Origin of the sequence: Emticicia sp. SJ17W-69 (genome assembly GCF_051209875.1) — a bacterium.
Classification (GTDB): domain Bacteria; phylum Bacteroidota; class Bacteroidia; order Cytophagales; family Spirosomataceae; genus Emticicia.
The window spans coordinates 42,839-58,953 of sequence record NZ_JBNTQY010000004.1 but is presented as its reverse complement, the minus strand read 5'-3'; the positions used below and the strand labels follow the sequence as shown (position 1 = coordinate 58,953).

General features: G+C 35.8%; 9 protein-coding genes. 8 read left to right on the top strand and 1 reads right to left on the bottom strand.

Translation table 11 applies throughout. The features are described from left to right. Positions 1–158: 158 nt before the first annotated feature. Positions 159–3,467, bottom strand: coding sequence for a VCBS repeat-containing protein (locus ACQUQZ_RS25035; protein WP_435357964.1), 3,309 nt, complete (start codon positions 3,465–3,467; stop codon positions 159–161). Between the two features lie 224 nt (positions 3,468–3,691). On the opposite strand from ACQUQZ_RS25035, the gene ACQUQZ_RS25030 reads away from it, so the two are divergent. From ACQUQZ_RS25030 to ACQUQZ_RS24995, 8 genes are all read left to right on the top strand, one after another. Then, on the top strand, positions 3,692–6,799 hold the full coding sequence (locus ACQUQZ_RS25030) for a SusC/RagA family TonB-linked outer membrane protein (protein WP_435357963.1): 3,108 nt from the start codon (positions 3,692–3,694) through the stop codon (positions 6,797–6,799). A 21-nt stretch (positions 6,800–6,820) separates the two neighbouring features. After that, the gene (locus ACQUQZ_RS25025) at positions 6,821–8,368 is read left to right on the top strand and encodes a RagB/SusD family nutrient uptake outer membrane protein (RefSeq protein WP_435357962.1); all 1,548 of its coding nucleotides are present in this window, start codon (positions 6,821–6,823) and stop codon (positions 8,366–8,368) included. A gap of 423 nt (positions 8,369–8,791) precedes the next feature. Continuing rightward, positions 8,792–9,625: a sialate O-acetylesterase gene (locus ACQUQZ_RS25020; RefSeq protein WP_435357961.1), complete on the top strand. Its 834-nt coding sequence runs from the start codon at positions 8,792–8,794 to the stop codon at positions 9,623–9,625. 29 nt (positions 9,626–9,654) lie between these two features. After that, on the top strand, positions 9,655–10,551 hold the full coding sequence (locus ACQUQZ_RS25015; protein ID WP_435357960.1) for an alpha/beta hydrolase: 897 nt from the start codon (positions 9,655–9,657) through the stop codon (positions 10,549–10,551). 39 nt (positions 10,552–10,590) lie between these two features. Next, positions 10,591–12,672, top strand: coding sequence for an alpha-L-fucosidase (locus ACQUQZ_RS25010; protein WP_435357959.1), 2,082 nt, complete (start codon positions 10,591–10,593; stop codon positions 12,670–12,672). 23 nt (positions 12,673–12,695) lie between these two features. Continuing rightward, the gene (locus ACQUQZ_RS25005) at positions 12,696–13,814 is read left to right on the top strand and encodes an esterase (protein ID WP_435357958.1); all 1,119 of its coding nucleotides are present in this window, start codon (positions 12,696–12,698) and stop codon (positions 13,812–13,814) included. Positions 13,815–13,841: 27 nt separating this feature from the next. Next, entirely contained in the window at positions 13,842–15,005 is a 1,164-nt protein-coding gene (locus ACQUQZ_RS25000) for an alpha/beta hydrolase-fold protein (RefSeq protein ID WP_435357957.1), read from the top strand. Between the two features lie 13 nt (positions 15,006–15,018). After that, on the top strand, positions 15,019–16,095 hold the full coding sequence (locus ACQUQZ_RS24995) for an esterase (RefSeq protein ID WP_435357956.1): 1,077 nt from the start codon (positions 15,019–15,021) through the stop codon (positions 16,093–16,095). Positions 16,096–16,115: the final 20 nt, after the last annotated feature.

The window sequence follows — 16,115 nt, the reverse complement described above, 5'->3', positions numbered from 1 at the left end:
AATTTGTTAATTGAAAGATTTGAGTAAAAAAGATACCCTTTGCCATTGAAGTTTTGAAATCATCAAAACTTCAATGGTTGTTTAAATTTTAAGAACTTATTCAATTAAATAAAAACTTAAGATTAATTGTATAAAAGATACGTTTGAAAAATTATCAGCTATTTTAAAGGCAAACGGTCGATCATCAACTTATACGTTTGGCTACTTCCTGAATTAGCAAATACAAGTAAAATATTGTTTTTATTTAGAAAAACAGTACTTCTGATATCATTGATTAGATTTAAACCACTTTCTTCAAAGCTAACTGCTTTAAATCCACCCTTACCATTCCCCAAAAGTATGGTACCTCTCGAAGCGTCTTGCCTTCCTTGATGAGCCTCATTAGCAAAAAAATTTCCACCTAATAATATGTCAATATGTCCATCTTGGTTGAAATCTTTGGTGATAATGGAAAATACAGGTGCTTGCTGGGCTTGCCACGGAAGTTTGGATAATATAAAATCTCCTTTCCCATTATTAATTGCAATTGAGGACGATAAATCATAAACTTCTTTTCTAATGGATTCTTTCTTGTCATTTTCTGATAACAAATCATCAAAAAGCACCGAGGCATAATCTTTATAAGTAGTATATTTTTTTCGGAAAGAATTGATTTGCAGATTAAGATTTTCTCTTGGATGCACAGGCACTAATTCATTATTGATATACTGACCCATAATCGGATCAATTCTGCCATTTCCATCAAAATCTTTTGCCAAAAGCACAACAGGTTGGTCAGTTTTGGCTTTATAAAATGAGTTTTTACCTTCATTTCCAAGCACTAAATCAAGCAACCCATCACTATTCAAATCGGCAACTTCAATCGTATTCCACCAGCCTTCAGTATTTTCTTTTTGTTGAAGCGTCAATTTCCCATGATTATTTTTCAGAATCGTCAAAGGCATCCATTCGCCCACAAGCACCAGTTCTTTGAAATTATCTTTATCAATATCAATTGCCACTGCATCGCAAACCATGCCGAGATTATTTAAAAATGGAGCAACTTGAGCTGTAATGTCAACAAATTTCCCATTATCATTTCTTAGTATATAGCTCTTCGGACTTGTTGGATATTGATTTGGCATTAATCGCCCACCAATAAAAATATCAAGATCCTTGTCATTATCAAAATCGAAAGTTTCAATTACTCGACTACTCACATTTAGTTTCGGCAAAACATCAGCAAGCAAAAACTTCCCTTTCCCATCATTTTTCCAAAGTTGCGGTTGAAATGATTCAGAAATATCCAGTGGGCGTTCGCACCCACCACCTGCTAAAATTAAATCTTGATCACCATCATTATCGGAGTCAAAAAAATGGACCGCACCAACCTCCATATTCTTACTTGTTAGAATTTCGAATTTTTTGAAAAATCCACCTTTTGGAGTCTGACTGTAGATTTGCGTCTCGGTGCCCATATATGATCCACCAATAGCTATATCTTCCAAGCCATCGCCATTGATATCTGCCTTGGTTACTGCAGGCCCGAATCTCGAAAGCATTTTGTGTAAAGTAGCAGTTTCGTTGAAATCATTAAAACTAGATTCTTTGTTTTGGTAGTCTAACGAGTTATTTACAAGTTGAAAAAGTGGTTCTGTTGTAAAACTCTTCTTCGGGCTTAGTAATGCTTCTGAATATTTTAAAGTAAGGTTTTTAAGTGAATTATTGATATTATATTTTTTCTGAACCTTACCATCTGGCCACCAAACAACCAAAGAGTCTATTTTTTGAGCATTACCGATGCCAATCAAAATACTCTTTGGCATGGAAGAAAGGTATCCTCTTACAGGGAAGTTTTCAAAAAAAAGTTGTTCGCCACCAAGCCACGCCGAAACTTTTGCTCCTATGCCAGCAATATTATTTTTGTTGCCTTCAAATTTTATTTTTAGGCTTTTATTTTGTAGTTGTTTTTCAGTGTTATTTTTGAAAATCGACGCTTCACTATCAATATTATTAACAATCAAATCAAGATCTCCATCATTATCGAGGTCAGCAAATGCCGAGCCGTTGGCATAAGAAAGTTCGTCTAATCCCCAAGTCTCTGAAACATTTTCAAAATCAAGACTATTATTATTGCGATAAGCATAATTTTTTAGTTGAATTTCTGGCACTTGTTCGAGTAGTTTCATTCGATTTTCGGCCCTTGCTTTATCGGAGCCAAACATATTTTGATTTTGATAGTAACTAATAAAATCAAGGTCTGTCACATTTTTCCTATAACCATTCGAAATAAAAATATCTTTTAATCTGTCATTGTCGAGATCGCAAAGGAGCGTACTCCAACTCCAGTCTGTTTTGGCAACCCCAGCCAACAAACCATTTTCGCTAAACTGCGGAATGCTTCCTTTATTTCCCAAATTAACTTGCAGCATATTCCGCATATATTGTAGCTGATAATTATGTGGGGGTCTAATGCTCATTTCTTTTTTGTCATAATCGTGCTTACCAAGCATTTGCTTTTGTCGGGCGTTTGTTTCAGGCAACATATCGAGCTGAAAAAGGTCCACTTTTCCATCTTGATTAATGTCAGCTGCATCAACACCCATTCCCGACATGGCAGTATGTGGCATTGCTTCTTTCAAAACATTAGTGAAGGTACCATCTCCATTATTTTGATAAAGAATATCTGAACTCAAAAAATCATTAGAACAATAGATGTCAGGTAAATTGTCATTATTATAATCAGCCACAACAACACCTAAACCCAACCCTTCATAAAGGATTCCTGCTTCTTTCGAAACATCTTTAAAAATGGGGTGGCCATCAACAAATCCAAAATTTTGAAAAAGTTTACTTGTCGAAGGTTGTGTGCCATCATCCACACGTGGTCTTAAATAACTTGGATTTTGGGTATCGGGTGAGGTATTCAACAAAAAAACATCAAGATCTCCATCTGAGTCGTAATCAAAAAAAACAGACTGAGTAGTATAACCTGCATAATCAAGTCCATACGAAGAAGCCTGCTCTTTAAATGTTGGGTTTTTAGTTTTTTGGTTGATAAAAAGTAGATTTCTGGTTTCTTTCATTGATTGATGAAAAGCTACTGAAATATAAATGTCATCCCAACCATCATTGTTGATATCAACAATAGATACACCATTACACCATCTACTAGTTGTAAGCCCAGCTACTTTTGTAATTTTATCGAATTTTAAATTACCCTTATTCAAATATAAGTCACAACTTGCTTGATTTGCTGTAAAAATTATATCATCCAACCCGTCATTATTAAAGTCACCAATACCAACACCTCCTCCATTATAGAAATTAGTAAAGGTAAAGGCATTTAATTTTTCATCTGCTTTGAGCGAGTTTACAAAATCAACATTTGAGTTTTTGCTCGATACTTTTTCAAACAATTTGTCCGTCTTTTGTTTGCAACCAAACAATACAACTAAAAAAAAGTAAGTAGTTAAAATAAATTTCATAATAATAAAATAGAAATGGATTGTGATTTAAATGAATTATTTCAAGAAAAAGTTCAGTTCATGTCAAAATAGTATTATTTAATAAAAAAAAAGTAACATTTTCTTTTTTTGAAAATTATTATGTGTACATTTGACACGTAATTATTTGTGTTTAAATGACACAATATAGATTAAAAGCCCATAATATCACAAAATCTATAATTTAAATTTCAACTCTTCACAAAATGAAAAACAACAATTACAATTCAATCCATTATCAAGAGCGTTCTCAAAGGTTGAGAATGCTATTACTGGTTTTAGCATTGTCTCTGTTTTCATTAGGAACACTAATGGCTCAAGTTAAAGGTGTAATTAAGAATGAAAATGGAGATGCCTTTCATGGCGTGAATGTTACAATCAAAGGTGCAAATAAAGGCACTATTACAGATGCTTCCGGTCGTTATGAATTAACAGTATCGCCAGAAAACACATTGGTATTTAGCTTTTTAGGATACAAACCTGTTGAAAAAAAAGTTGGAAATCAAAAAGAAATCAATTTGTCTTTAGAAATTGATGAAAGTTTGATGGAAGAGATAGTGGTTGTGGGTTATGGTACGCAAAAGAAAACATCATTGACAGGTGCCGTATCATCAATTACTAACAAAGATTTGGTAACGCAACCAGTTATCAGTGCTACACAAGCCATGCAGGGTCGAGTTGCAGGTGTACAGGTTGTCAATAGTAGTAGCCCAGGAACAGAGCCAACTGTTCGTATCAGAGGTATTGGTTCAATTAGTATCAGCTCGAATCCATTATATGTAATAGATGGAGTACCTGGTGGTGGTTTGAATACGATTGCTCCAAACGATATTGAATCTATTGAAGTATTGAAAGATGCTAGTGCATCGGCCATTTATGGTTCAAGAGCAGCAAACGGTGTTGTATTGATCACAACTAAAAAAGGTAAAGCAGGTAAATTGAATGTAACAATTGATTCGTATATCGGTACACAACAGGTATGGAAAACGCTTGATTTACTAAACAGTGCCGAATACATTAAATACGGTACTGCCTTATTGACGGCTTCTGGACAAGCTGTTCCGGGACGCTTTTCAAACATGAATACTCCAATTTACCCAGGTGCAACAACTACTTTTGCACAAACCGAAACAGATTGGCAAGATGTGATGTTTAGAAATGGCCCAATCCGTAACAACCAAATTGGAATTTCGGGTGGTACTGATAAATCGAAATTCTATTTGTCTATTGGTGATTTCAAACAAAATGGTGTGCTTCCGTTCACTGAATATGGTCGTAGAAGTATCCGTTTGAACACAGACCATGGCATTGGTAAATACATTTCGATTGGCCAAACAATGATGGTGTCTAATGACACACGTATCGGCGAAGGAAGTGCCGGTGGTAGAAGTTTGGTAATGAATATCATGCGTATGACTCCATACTGGCCAGTAAATGATCCAACTAAAATTGGCGGTTTTAGTACAACAGCACAGGGCTTGGATGCAACTGACCCTGAAAACCCAATGCGTATAGTAAATCAGGAGCAAAAAGATAACATCAACCGCTCTTACAAAGTATTAGGAACATTATATGCTGAAATCAAATTCACCAATTGGTTGAAATACAAATTTACCATGGGTGGAGATTATGCTAGCAATATTAATAGTACTTTTTCCCCAATTTATGATGATGGTAACCGTAGCCGTCCAACTGCTTCACTTGGACAGAGCAGAGGTCAATACTTCTCTTCCGTATTTACTAATCAATTAAGTTTCGATAAATCATTTGGTAAGCACTCGATCAGTGCAACGGCAGTTGCAGAAAAACAAGATGCTCAATTCAAGTCGATTAGCCTTTCTGGACAACGTCCTGATAATAATATCAAAGAAGTGCAAGGGGCATCAAATATTTCAGGAACAACTTCTACTACAGAAAGCTCACTTATTTCCTTTATTGGACGTGTAAATTATGAGTTTGCAAGCAGATATTTAATAAGTGGTTCGATTCGTCGTGATGGTTCTTCAAAATTTGCACCTGGCAAGAAATGGGGTACATTCCCATCGGTTTCGGCTGGTTGGAGAATTAGTGAAGAATCATTCATGAAAGATTTGCAAGCCATTTCAGAATTGAAACTAAGAGCCAGCTATGGTGTAACAGGAAATAATTCCATTGGTGATTATGACTGGCAACCATTGATTTCTGCAAATAATACTAATTACTCATTTGGAAATGCTTCTCAATTGGGTTCATATTTCAATGGTCTTGGTAATACAGGATTGAGCTGGGAAGAGACAATCATGAAGAACATTGGATTAGACCTTTCATTGTTCAACAACAAAATTATGTTAACTACTGAAGTTTATGAACGCAAAACAGATGGTCTATTGCTTTCTGTGCCACTTCCTCAATCATTGGGTTATTCAAGTAGTCCTTTGGCAAACGTAGGAAGTATGCAAAACAGAGGATTTGAGTTATCGCTTGGCTACCGTTTGGATAAAAATGATTTGAAGTCTACCATTACTGGTACATTCGATTTAGTTAGAAATAAAGTATTGAGTTTGGCCACACCAAACGCAACAATCAATGCAGGTGCTGGAGCTGACTTTGGTGGATTTGACATTGTTCGTACCGAAGCTGGACAACCTTTCCGTTCATTCTACGGATGGAAAGTAGCGGGTATCTTCCAAAGCGAAGCTGAGATTTCGGCAGCCAACGCAATTGATGGTGACCCTAAATCACTCTACCAAACATCTAATACAAAACCTGGTGATATTAAGTATGTAGATATGAATGGAGATGGAAAAATTGACGCAAATGATAGAACTTACTTAGGTAGTTATCTTCCAAAATTCTCTTATGGATTAAATTATGCAGGTACTTATAAAAACTTTGATTTTGCAGTATTTTTCCAAGGTGTTTATGGCAATAAAATTTACAATGGTACGAAAGTTATCGGACAAGGTATGTTGAGGTTATTCAATGCTACAACCGATGTATTAAATGCTTGGACTCCAAATAACACAAACACTGATGTCCCTCGTGCAGTAAGTGGTGACCCAAGCCAAAACACCAGAACCTCTGACAGATTCCTAGATAATGGTTCTTATTTAAGATTGAAAAACTTAACGATTGGTTATACATTGCCTTCAAATAAATTATCGAAAATCACTAATAATGTATTAACCAAAGCAAGAATTTATGTAACAAGCCAAAACTTGCTTACCATCACTAAGTATTCGGGTTATGACCCTGAAATTAATGGAGGAATTGATACTGGGACCTACCCACAAGCTCGTACAATGACTATTGGCCTGAACCTTGGCTTGAATTAATAACCTTAACAACGATTAAAAATGAAAAAAATATTATTACTTACGGGAATAATCGGACTCTCAACTATTCTGAGCTGCGACGATTCAGATTTAGATAAAGTAAATCCAAACGGTGTAACGTTTGACACCTATTTCACAAACGATGGTGAACTTACTGCTGGCATTAATTCTGCATATGCTTTATTACAAGGATTTGGTCTTGGTGCCAGAGAATGGTTTTTTGTTCATGATTTAAGAGGTGATGAAATGGCTACCGGTGGTGGACAGCTCGAAGCACCCCGTAATCAATTGCTTATTGGTGCGAATGATGCAGGTAATTCTGTTTCAAATGATTGTTATACAGGTTGGTTTAGAGTTGTTCACCGCTCAAACGTGGTAATTGAAAGTGCGGCAAAGACAACAGCTTCTTTTACAGCAGCTACAAAAAACCGCATTGTGGGTGAAGCAAAATTCTTGCGTGCATTGGCTTACTATGAATTAGGTACTGTATGGGGAGGTGTACCTTTATACACTGAATATGTAAAATCTGTTGATGGTGCAAAACCAAGAGCAACTCAACTAGAAGTTTATAAGCAAGTACTTGACGATTTGAAAGCTGCTGAAGGTGTTTTGCCAGATTCTTATCCAGCAAGTGAAGCAGGTAGAGCAACCAAAGCTGCTGCTCAGATGTTGATGGCTCGCACTTATTTACAACAAGGAGATTATGCAAGTGCAAAAACTGAATTGGAAAAAATTGTAAGTTCGGGTCGATACAAAATTGTTGATAACTACCTTGACTTAACTAACGAAGAAGGCGAGTTTAATGCAGAGTCAATCTTTGAAATGGTATTTTCTCCTTCAAACGGTGCATTCAACTGGAGTGGACCAGATGGTGATGGTAACAGTGCTCAAGAAGAGTGTATCAGAACCCAAGAGTACTCGCCGATTGGTTGGAGAAACTTGATTCCATCTAATAAAATTTTGGATAACTATGAAAGAACTTCCAAAGGTGATACAAAAAATGACCCTCGATTTGATATGTCTTTCTGGAAAACAGGTGATACATTCAATAACGGAAAAGACGTACTTAAAGATGATGCCGTTCAAGGAAATTTATCTAAACTCGATGGCAAAGACTTGAAAATAAGTTGGAGAAAATACTCGATTCTCTACAAATCGAATGCAGGTTTTGCATCAAGCGGAATCAATATGCGTGTTATGCGTTATGCTGATGTACTTTTATTGCTTGCCGAGTGTGAAAATGAATTGGGCAATTCGGCAAGAGCTATTACTTTGATGAATCAAGTAAGAGCCAGAAAATCGGTGGATATGCCTCCTTATCCTACTAAAAACTACCCTTGTGATTCAAAAGCAAAAGTATTTGAAGCTCTTCAACATGAGCGTTATGTAGAGTTAGCAGCCGAACAAGTGCGTAATTTTGACCTTCTCAGATGGAGAAAGAATAAAAAACAAACTACCGAGTCAATTTCATATTTTACTGCAAATAAGCACGAATTATTGCCACTTCCTCAAGCAGAAATTGACAATAATCCGAAGATTGACCAGAAAGACCAAAATCCTGGTTATTAATGGGTAATTTAAGGGTGGATGTTTTAAAAGTTAAATTACAAGTTATTTTGTAATGAAAATACTTTTGAGACATCCACCTCTTAATCAAAAATCACATTACCTAACCATTAAAAAACACCTTTTGAGTATTATTTTTATTTAATCATCATTAAAACATATTCAAAAGTTCAAAATTTCTCCAAAAGAAAAATAAAAAGATAATTTTATTAAAAAGAATCACAAGCTAAATAAATAAAACATTTTCAACACCTTATTCATGTTAAACAGGTAAAAAAGGCAATAGGGAAGGAAGATTGAAGAAAAAAACCAAATTAATCAACAGTTAAACCATATTAAATCCAGACAAAAAAAATTAATTCGGTCAACGTAAAAAAAGTCAAAAAAATCTTGTAGCATTGAGCAAATTTCAAATATTTACTTATAATGAAAAGAATACTAACAATCATTTACCTTTTAATAGTTGTATGCGAAGCACTTGCACAAGACCCTAATTTTCATATCTATCTCTGCATTGGCCAGTCAAATATGGAAGGTGCAGCACGTATCGAGGCACAAGATACTGTCAATATCAGCAGTCGTTTCAAAATTTTAGAAGCTTTAGATTGCCCCAAACTAAATAGACAAAAAGGTCATTGGTATATCGCCAAGCCTCCACTTTGTAGATGTGATACTCGCCTTTCTCCAGCCGATTATTTTGGTCGCACTATGCTAGAAAATATGCCACAAAATCAATCATTGGGATTGGTTCATGTTGCTGTGGCAGGTAGTAAAATCGAGATATTTGACAAAGTAAAATACAAGTCCTACCTCGACTCTTCGGCAAAAGAAAAACCGTGGATGATAAAAATGGCAGATTCTTACGGTGGGAATCCTTATGAAAGATTGATTGAAATGGCAAAACTCGCCCAGAAAGCAGGTGTAATCAAGGGGATTTTACTTCATCAAGGCGAATCGAATACAGGTGATAAAACTTGGCCCGCACAAGTAAAAAAAATTTATGATGATATTTTGTCAGACCTAAATATTGCCCCTAACTCTATTCCCCTCATTGCTGGAGAAGTAGTTGGAGCAGATCAAGGAGGTAAATGTGCGAGCCATAACGAAATTATAGCTACACTACCTCAAACAATTCCAAAAGCGTTGGTGGTTTCGTCGAAAGGTTTGCCCGCTGTTCCTGATAAGTTACATTTCAACAGTGAGGGTGTTCGTGAGTTTGGCAAAAGATACGCTGAGGCATTATTAAAAATCACTAAATAATAATTTTGATGAATAAATCTACAAAAAATATGCGTAGCAAAATTAGAGTTTGTATCATTGGATTTATTATTTTTTTCTGTGGATTTTCTGCTTTTTCTCAGCAGATTATCAATTTGTATTCCACCAATGTACCAAATTCCAAACCTTCTAATATAGCAGAAACAGGTGCCGACAAGGGCCTATATAAAGGAATCACTAGCCCAACACTCGAATATATAAAACCTGAAAGACCTAATGGAACAGCGATAATTGTAATTGCTGGAGGTGGTTATGGCGTAATTGTTTACAATGGTGAAGGTATTTCAGTAGCCAAAGCTCTGGCCGAAAAAGGAATAACTGCCTTTGTGCTAAAATACCGGCTTCCAAGCGATGAAATCATGCTTGATAAGAAGATAGGTCCTTTACAAGATGTACAACAATCTATTAAATATGTACGAGAAAATGCAGAAAAATACGGAATAGACAAAAATAAAATCGGAGTGATGGGTTTTAGTGCGGGAGGGCATTTAGCAAGTACGGCTGCCACTCATTTTGAAAAAACATTGATTGATAATCAACAAAATACAAACTTAAGACCAGATTTTCAAATATTGATTTACCCCGTAATTTCAATGCAAGATGCTCTTACTCACGGTGGCTCTCGTGACAATCTTTTAGGTAAAAATCCATCAAAAGAAGATAAAGACTTATATTCAAATGACTTACAAGTAAAAGCTAATACTCCCATGGCATGGATCACACATGCCGCAGATGATAAGTTGGTTGATGTGGACAATAGTATTTCTTATTTTGAAAACCTACGTAAAAACAAAGTAGAAGTAGAAATGCACATTTTCCCAAAAGGAGATCATGGTTTCATTTTCCGCCATAAAGGTTGGATGAATCCTCTGTTTGATTGGATGGAAAGAAACAGTTTAATTAAATAATATGGGTAAGCATCAATTTTAGAAAACAATTAATATATAATGAACAAAAAGCTTTTGACCCTTTTTTTAATATCTTTCTCATTTTCATTTGCCCAAAATGATAGTCCTAAACCTTTTGGCCCCATTCCAACAAAGAATCAATTGCAATGGCAAAAAATGGAGTATTATGCTTTTATTCATTTTTCTATTAATACATATACAGACGTGGCTTGGGGTTATGGTAATGAAGACCCTAAGTTATTTAATCCAACCCAATTAGATTGTCGGCAATGGGCTAGAATATGTAAAGAAGCTGGAATGAAGGGGATAATTTTTACTGCAAAACATCATAGTGGTTTTTGTCTTTGGCCATCCAAGTATACCGATTATTCAGTAAAGAATGTACCATGGAAAAACGGCAAAGGCGATGTGGTCAAAGAAATGGCTGAAGCTTGTAAAGAATTTGGACTTAAGTTTGGCGTTTATTTGTCGCCTTGGGATAGAAACCATACTGATTATGGCAAACCTGAATACATTACTTATTTTAGAAATCAATTAACTGAATTGCTCACCAACTATGGTGATATTTTTGAAGTATGGTTCGATGGTGCTAATGGTGGAAATGGCTTTTATGGTGGAGCTAATGAAACCCGAAAAATTGATGCAAAAACCTATTACGACTGGCAAAACACCTATAAATTGGTTCGGAAACTTCAACCAAACATTGTCATTTGGAATGATGGTGGAGACCGAGCAGATTTACGATGGGTAGGTACAGAAGCAGGTTATGTAGGTGAAACCAACTGGAGTTTGTTAAATGCAAAAGGAGATGTGCCAGAAGATATGCTCAGGCATGGCGTTGAAGACGGAAATGCTTGGGTTCCTGGAGAAGTAAATACATCGATTCGTCCCGAATGGTTTTATCACGAAAGAGAAGATAGAAAAGTAAAAACTTTACCTCAACTTTTAGATATTTATTATCATTCTGTAGGCAGAAATGCTACAATGCTTCTCAATTTTCCAATTATGCCTAACGGACTTATTCATAAAAAAGATGAAAAAGCCGTAATGGAATTGGCCAGTACTTTAAAAGAAACTTTTGCAAATAATTTAGCAAAAAAAGCAAAGACATCAGCCAACCATTCCAGAGGAACAAAAGGACTTTTTGCGGCAAATAAAGCTTTAGATAACAGCAATGATACCTATTGGGCTACCAATGACGATATAAAAGCAGCATCACTCACTTTAGGTTTTGGAAAAACAACTTCATTCAACCGATTTTTGGTACAAGAACCTATTCAATTGGGCCAGCGAGTAAAATCATTTAGTTTAGAAGCTTTTGTCAGTGGAAAATGGATAGAAATTGCCAAAGAAACTACTATTGGTTACAAACGAATTTTACGGTTCCCGACTGTGGAAACAACAAAATTACGATTCAATATTTTGGATGCAAAAAGCTGTCCACTTATCTCAAATATTGAAGTTTATAAAGCTCCGATTGTCTTAACTCCTCCAACAATTATCCGAGATAAAGAGGGTGTAGTAAGTTTTATTTCGGGAGATAAAGAATCAGAAATTTACTATACAATCAATGGTAGCCAACCTACAGCAAAATCTGAAAAGTACACTTCGCCAGTAAAAACCACTGATGGAAAAGTAGAAATCAAGGCAGTTTCTTATAATCCTTTCACAAAACAATCAAGTATTGCGAATGAAGAATTATTTGATATTTCACGTAAATCATGGAAAATTACAAGTACCGAAGACCCAAATGCCAATAAGTTATTGGATGGCAACGCTGGAACTTCTTGGCGTCAGAAAAGTAACCAATCAATGCCTGCCGACCTTGTGATAGATTTAGGAAAAACAGAAAAGCTTGAAGGTTTTCGTTACTTACCCGCTCAAAATTGGTGGGAAGAAGGAAGTATTATTACAAACTTTCAATTTTGGGTTTCAGGCGATGGCTCAAACTGGAAATTGGTTAGTGAAGGAGAGTTTTCAAATATTAAAAACAATCCTTTCTGGCAAGTTAAAAACTTTGAAACAATAGCTGCCAGATATATCAAGTTTAAAGCACTGAAGAATGCCCAAGAAGGTTCTTCTTCTGCCTACTCAGAATTAGATATAATCACCTCAAAATAAGCAATTTAACCTATTTATTAATTATGAATATTCGAAAAATAATTCTTCTATTAATATTGGCGAGTAGGTCTCTACTATGTGTGGCACAACCAAATTCACTACCTAATGTGGTTTCGCCTGAAGTTCATATCGACAATAGCGTAACGTTTCGTTTTTATGCACCTAAGGCAACAACTGTTACGCTAAATGCTCAGTTTGAAAAAAGCCCATTGCTTATGACTAAAGACCAACAAGGAATTTGGGCTGTAAAAACTGCACCAATTAAGCCAGATATGTACCCATATTCATTTAACGTAGATGGTGTATCGGTAGCTGATCCAAATAATACTGCCATTTTTCCAAACGAAGGATTTCAGAATAGCGTGGTAGAAGTTACAGGTAGTACACCGTTGGTTCACTCCTTACAGAATGTTCCGCACGGAACGGTTTCTTATCGTTACTATCAATCTACCGAATTAGGAACTCGACCAGTGGTTATTTACACACCACCAGGTTATGAAAATAATCCAAAAGTTTCATATCCAGTGCTTTATTTACTTCATGGAACTACTGACATTGAAGAAACTTGGACAAAAGTTGGGCGTGCCAATATCATTTTGGATAACCTCATCGCTCAAGGTAAAGCCAAACCTATGATTATTGTAATGCCGTATGGCCGTGCTTTTCCAGTTATCAGTAAGTCATCGGGTAGTCTAAGAAATTGGGATAATTTACAAGAATTTAAGAAAGATTTTTTCGGAAATCTAATGCCATTTATTGAGAAGAATTACCGAACAATCAATAACAAAGACAATCGAGCTATTGCGGGCTTTTCAGGTGGCGGCGGCACAACACTTTACTTTGGATTTAATAATTCGGATAAGTTTGCTTATGTATGTGGTTTTGCACCTGGAATGCTAAAAAATGAGTTCGACAGAAACAATGAAGCCGCGTTCAAAGACCCCATACAAACCAATAAAAATCTTAAATTATTTTGGATTGGCGTTGGTAAAGATGATATGCTTTACGGTGTCAATCAAGAATTTATGCAAGTGCTTGACCAAAAGAAAATTAAATATGAAAGCCTTTTTACTGAAGGTGGACATACTTGGATGAATGTAAAATATTATCTCAGTGTAGTTGCTCCCAAACTTTTTAAATAACTATCCAATTTCTATCAACCTCAAACAATGAAAACACAATCGACAATATTATCAGTCTGTTTTCTTGCCATTTTGGCAATATCAAGTTTTGTGCACGGACAACCCCCACGAGGGCCTTTTGTGATTTCACCCAAAGTCAATCCTGATAAAACTGTTACTTTCTCATACTTGGCACCTAATGCTACTACTGTTTTACTTGATGGTAATCAATTTGGGTCGGCAAACGTGCCTATGACAAAAAATGCCGAAGGAGTGTGGTCAATAACGGTTGGCCCAGTAAAACCTGATATTTATCCTTATGGATTTAAAGTAGATGGCGTAACAGTAATGGACCCAGCCAATGTGGCTTTCTTTCCAAATGAACGTTTCAAGGCGAGTTTAGTAGAAATCCCAACCGATTCTCCAGCGATTTATGCCTTGCAAAATGTTCCTCATGGTTCTGTCACCTACGAATACTACCCATCGGTAGAAAGCTCTACTGGTACCCTCGTAGTTTATACTCCACCAGGATACACCAAAGAAACTGCCAAAAAATACCCTGTTTATTACTTAATCAGTGGTACAACCGACACAGAAGAAACATTCTGGAAGGTAGGAAAGGTAAATTTAATGCTCGATAATATGATTGCTCAGGGTAAAGCAAAACCAATGATTATTGTAATGCCGTATGGTAATCCTTTAGCTAAAATTGCTGAGCAAACTGGCAAAGACAAACCCTCTGATGTAATGAGTAGAGATGGAGAAGATGCTCTTCGCCGAATGAAATTATTTGAGACTGACCTCGTCACAAAAGTTATTCCTTATATAGAGAAAAACTATCGTACTATCAATAATCGTGATAATCGTGCTATTGGTGGTTTCTCACGTGGCGGTGGACAAACACTCCGTACTGCATTCAATAATGTAGATAAATTTGCTTATGTCTGTAGTTATGCTTCGTACATTTCTCCTGCTGAAATGGATAAAAGTTTCACAAATATTACTTCAAATCCTGCCAAAACTAACAAAGACTTCAAATTACTCTTTTCGGGAATTGGTACTGAAGATTTCTTGTATAAAGGAACAACTGAATGGGAAAATTACCTAAAAGATAAAAAGATTAATTTCAAGAGCTATGTAACCGATGGCGGGCATACTTGGATGAATGTAAAAAAATACCTCAACGAAACATTACCTGTTTTGTTTAAATAAAACATGAATGAAGATGAAAGCACGAAATAAATTGACGCTTATCATAATGTTTATAAGTGGTAGTTTAGTGGCTCAGCGTCCGCCAGCCATTAGTTCGCCCAATATAAACCCTGATAAAAGTATCACCTTTAAGTACTATTCTAAAAATGCAAAAAGGGTATCTCTTAGCGGAGAATTTCTAAAATCGCCTATTTCTATGAAAAGTGATACTTCAGGAATATGGAGTGTAACAGTTCCCCCAATGACTCCCGATATTTATCCATATAGTTTTTATGTTGATAGTGTACAAATTGCCGATCCTAATAATTCGTACATCTTTGCCAATGAGCGTTTTAAACGTAGTATTGTGGATATTCCAAACGATAAACCATTGATTCATTCTTTACAGAATGTGCCTCATGGTAAAGTCACCTATCAATATTATAACTCAAAATCGCTCAATATCACTCGTCAATTATTGGTTTATACACCACCAAATTTTGATGCCAGTGGAAAAACTAAGTATCCAGTTTTGTATCTGATACACGGCGGCTCTGATACAGAAGAAACTTGGACAAAAGTAGGACATGCCAATTTCATTGCAGATAACCTCATCGGACAAGGGAAAGCTAAACCGATGATTATTGTGATGCCTTATGGTAATGTGCGACCAGCACCGATGCTTGACTTTACAAAAGATATAGTCAACGATATTATTCCGTTTATCGAAAGCAATTACCCTATTTTGAATGATAGTAAAAATAGAGCCGTTGCTGGTTTTTCGGTAGGGGGTGGACAAACCCTAAATATTGGTTTTACTAATACTGATAAATTTGGCTATATCTGTTCGTATGCACCATTTACAGCCACAGAAGAATTCAAGAAAAACTTCGATAACTGGAATCCAAATGCCGATTTGATTAACAAACAAGTCAAATTATTTACAATCAGCGTTGGGACAGATGATTTCCTTTACGAAAGTGTAAAGAAAAACATTGCCATGTTTGAAGAAAAGAAAATCAAGATTAAACCCCTGATCGTTTCTGGTGGACATACGTGGATGAACTGTAAGATATTCTTAACCAACTCATTACAAGAAATTTTTAAATAACAATTTCAACCCTCTATAAA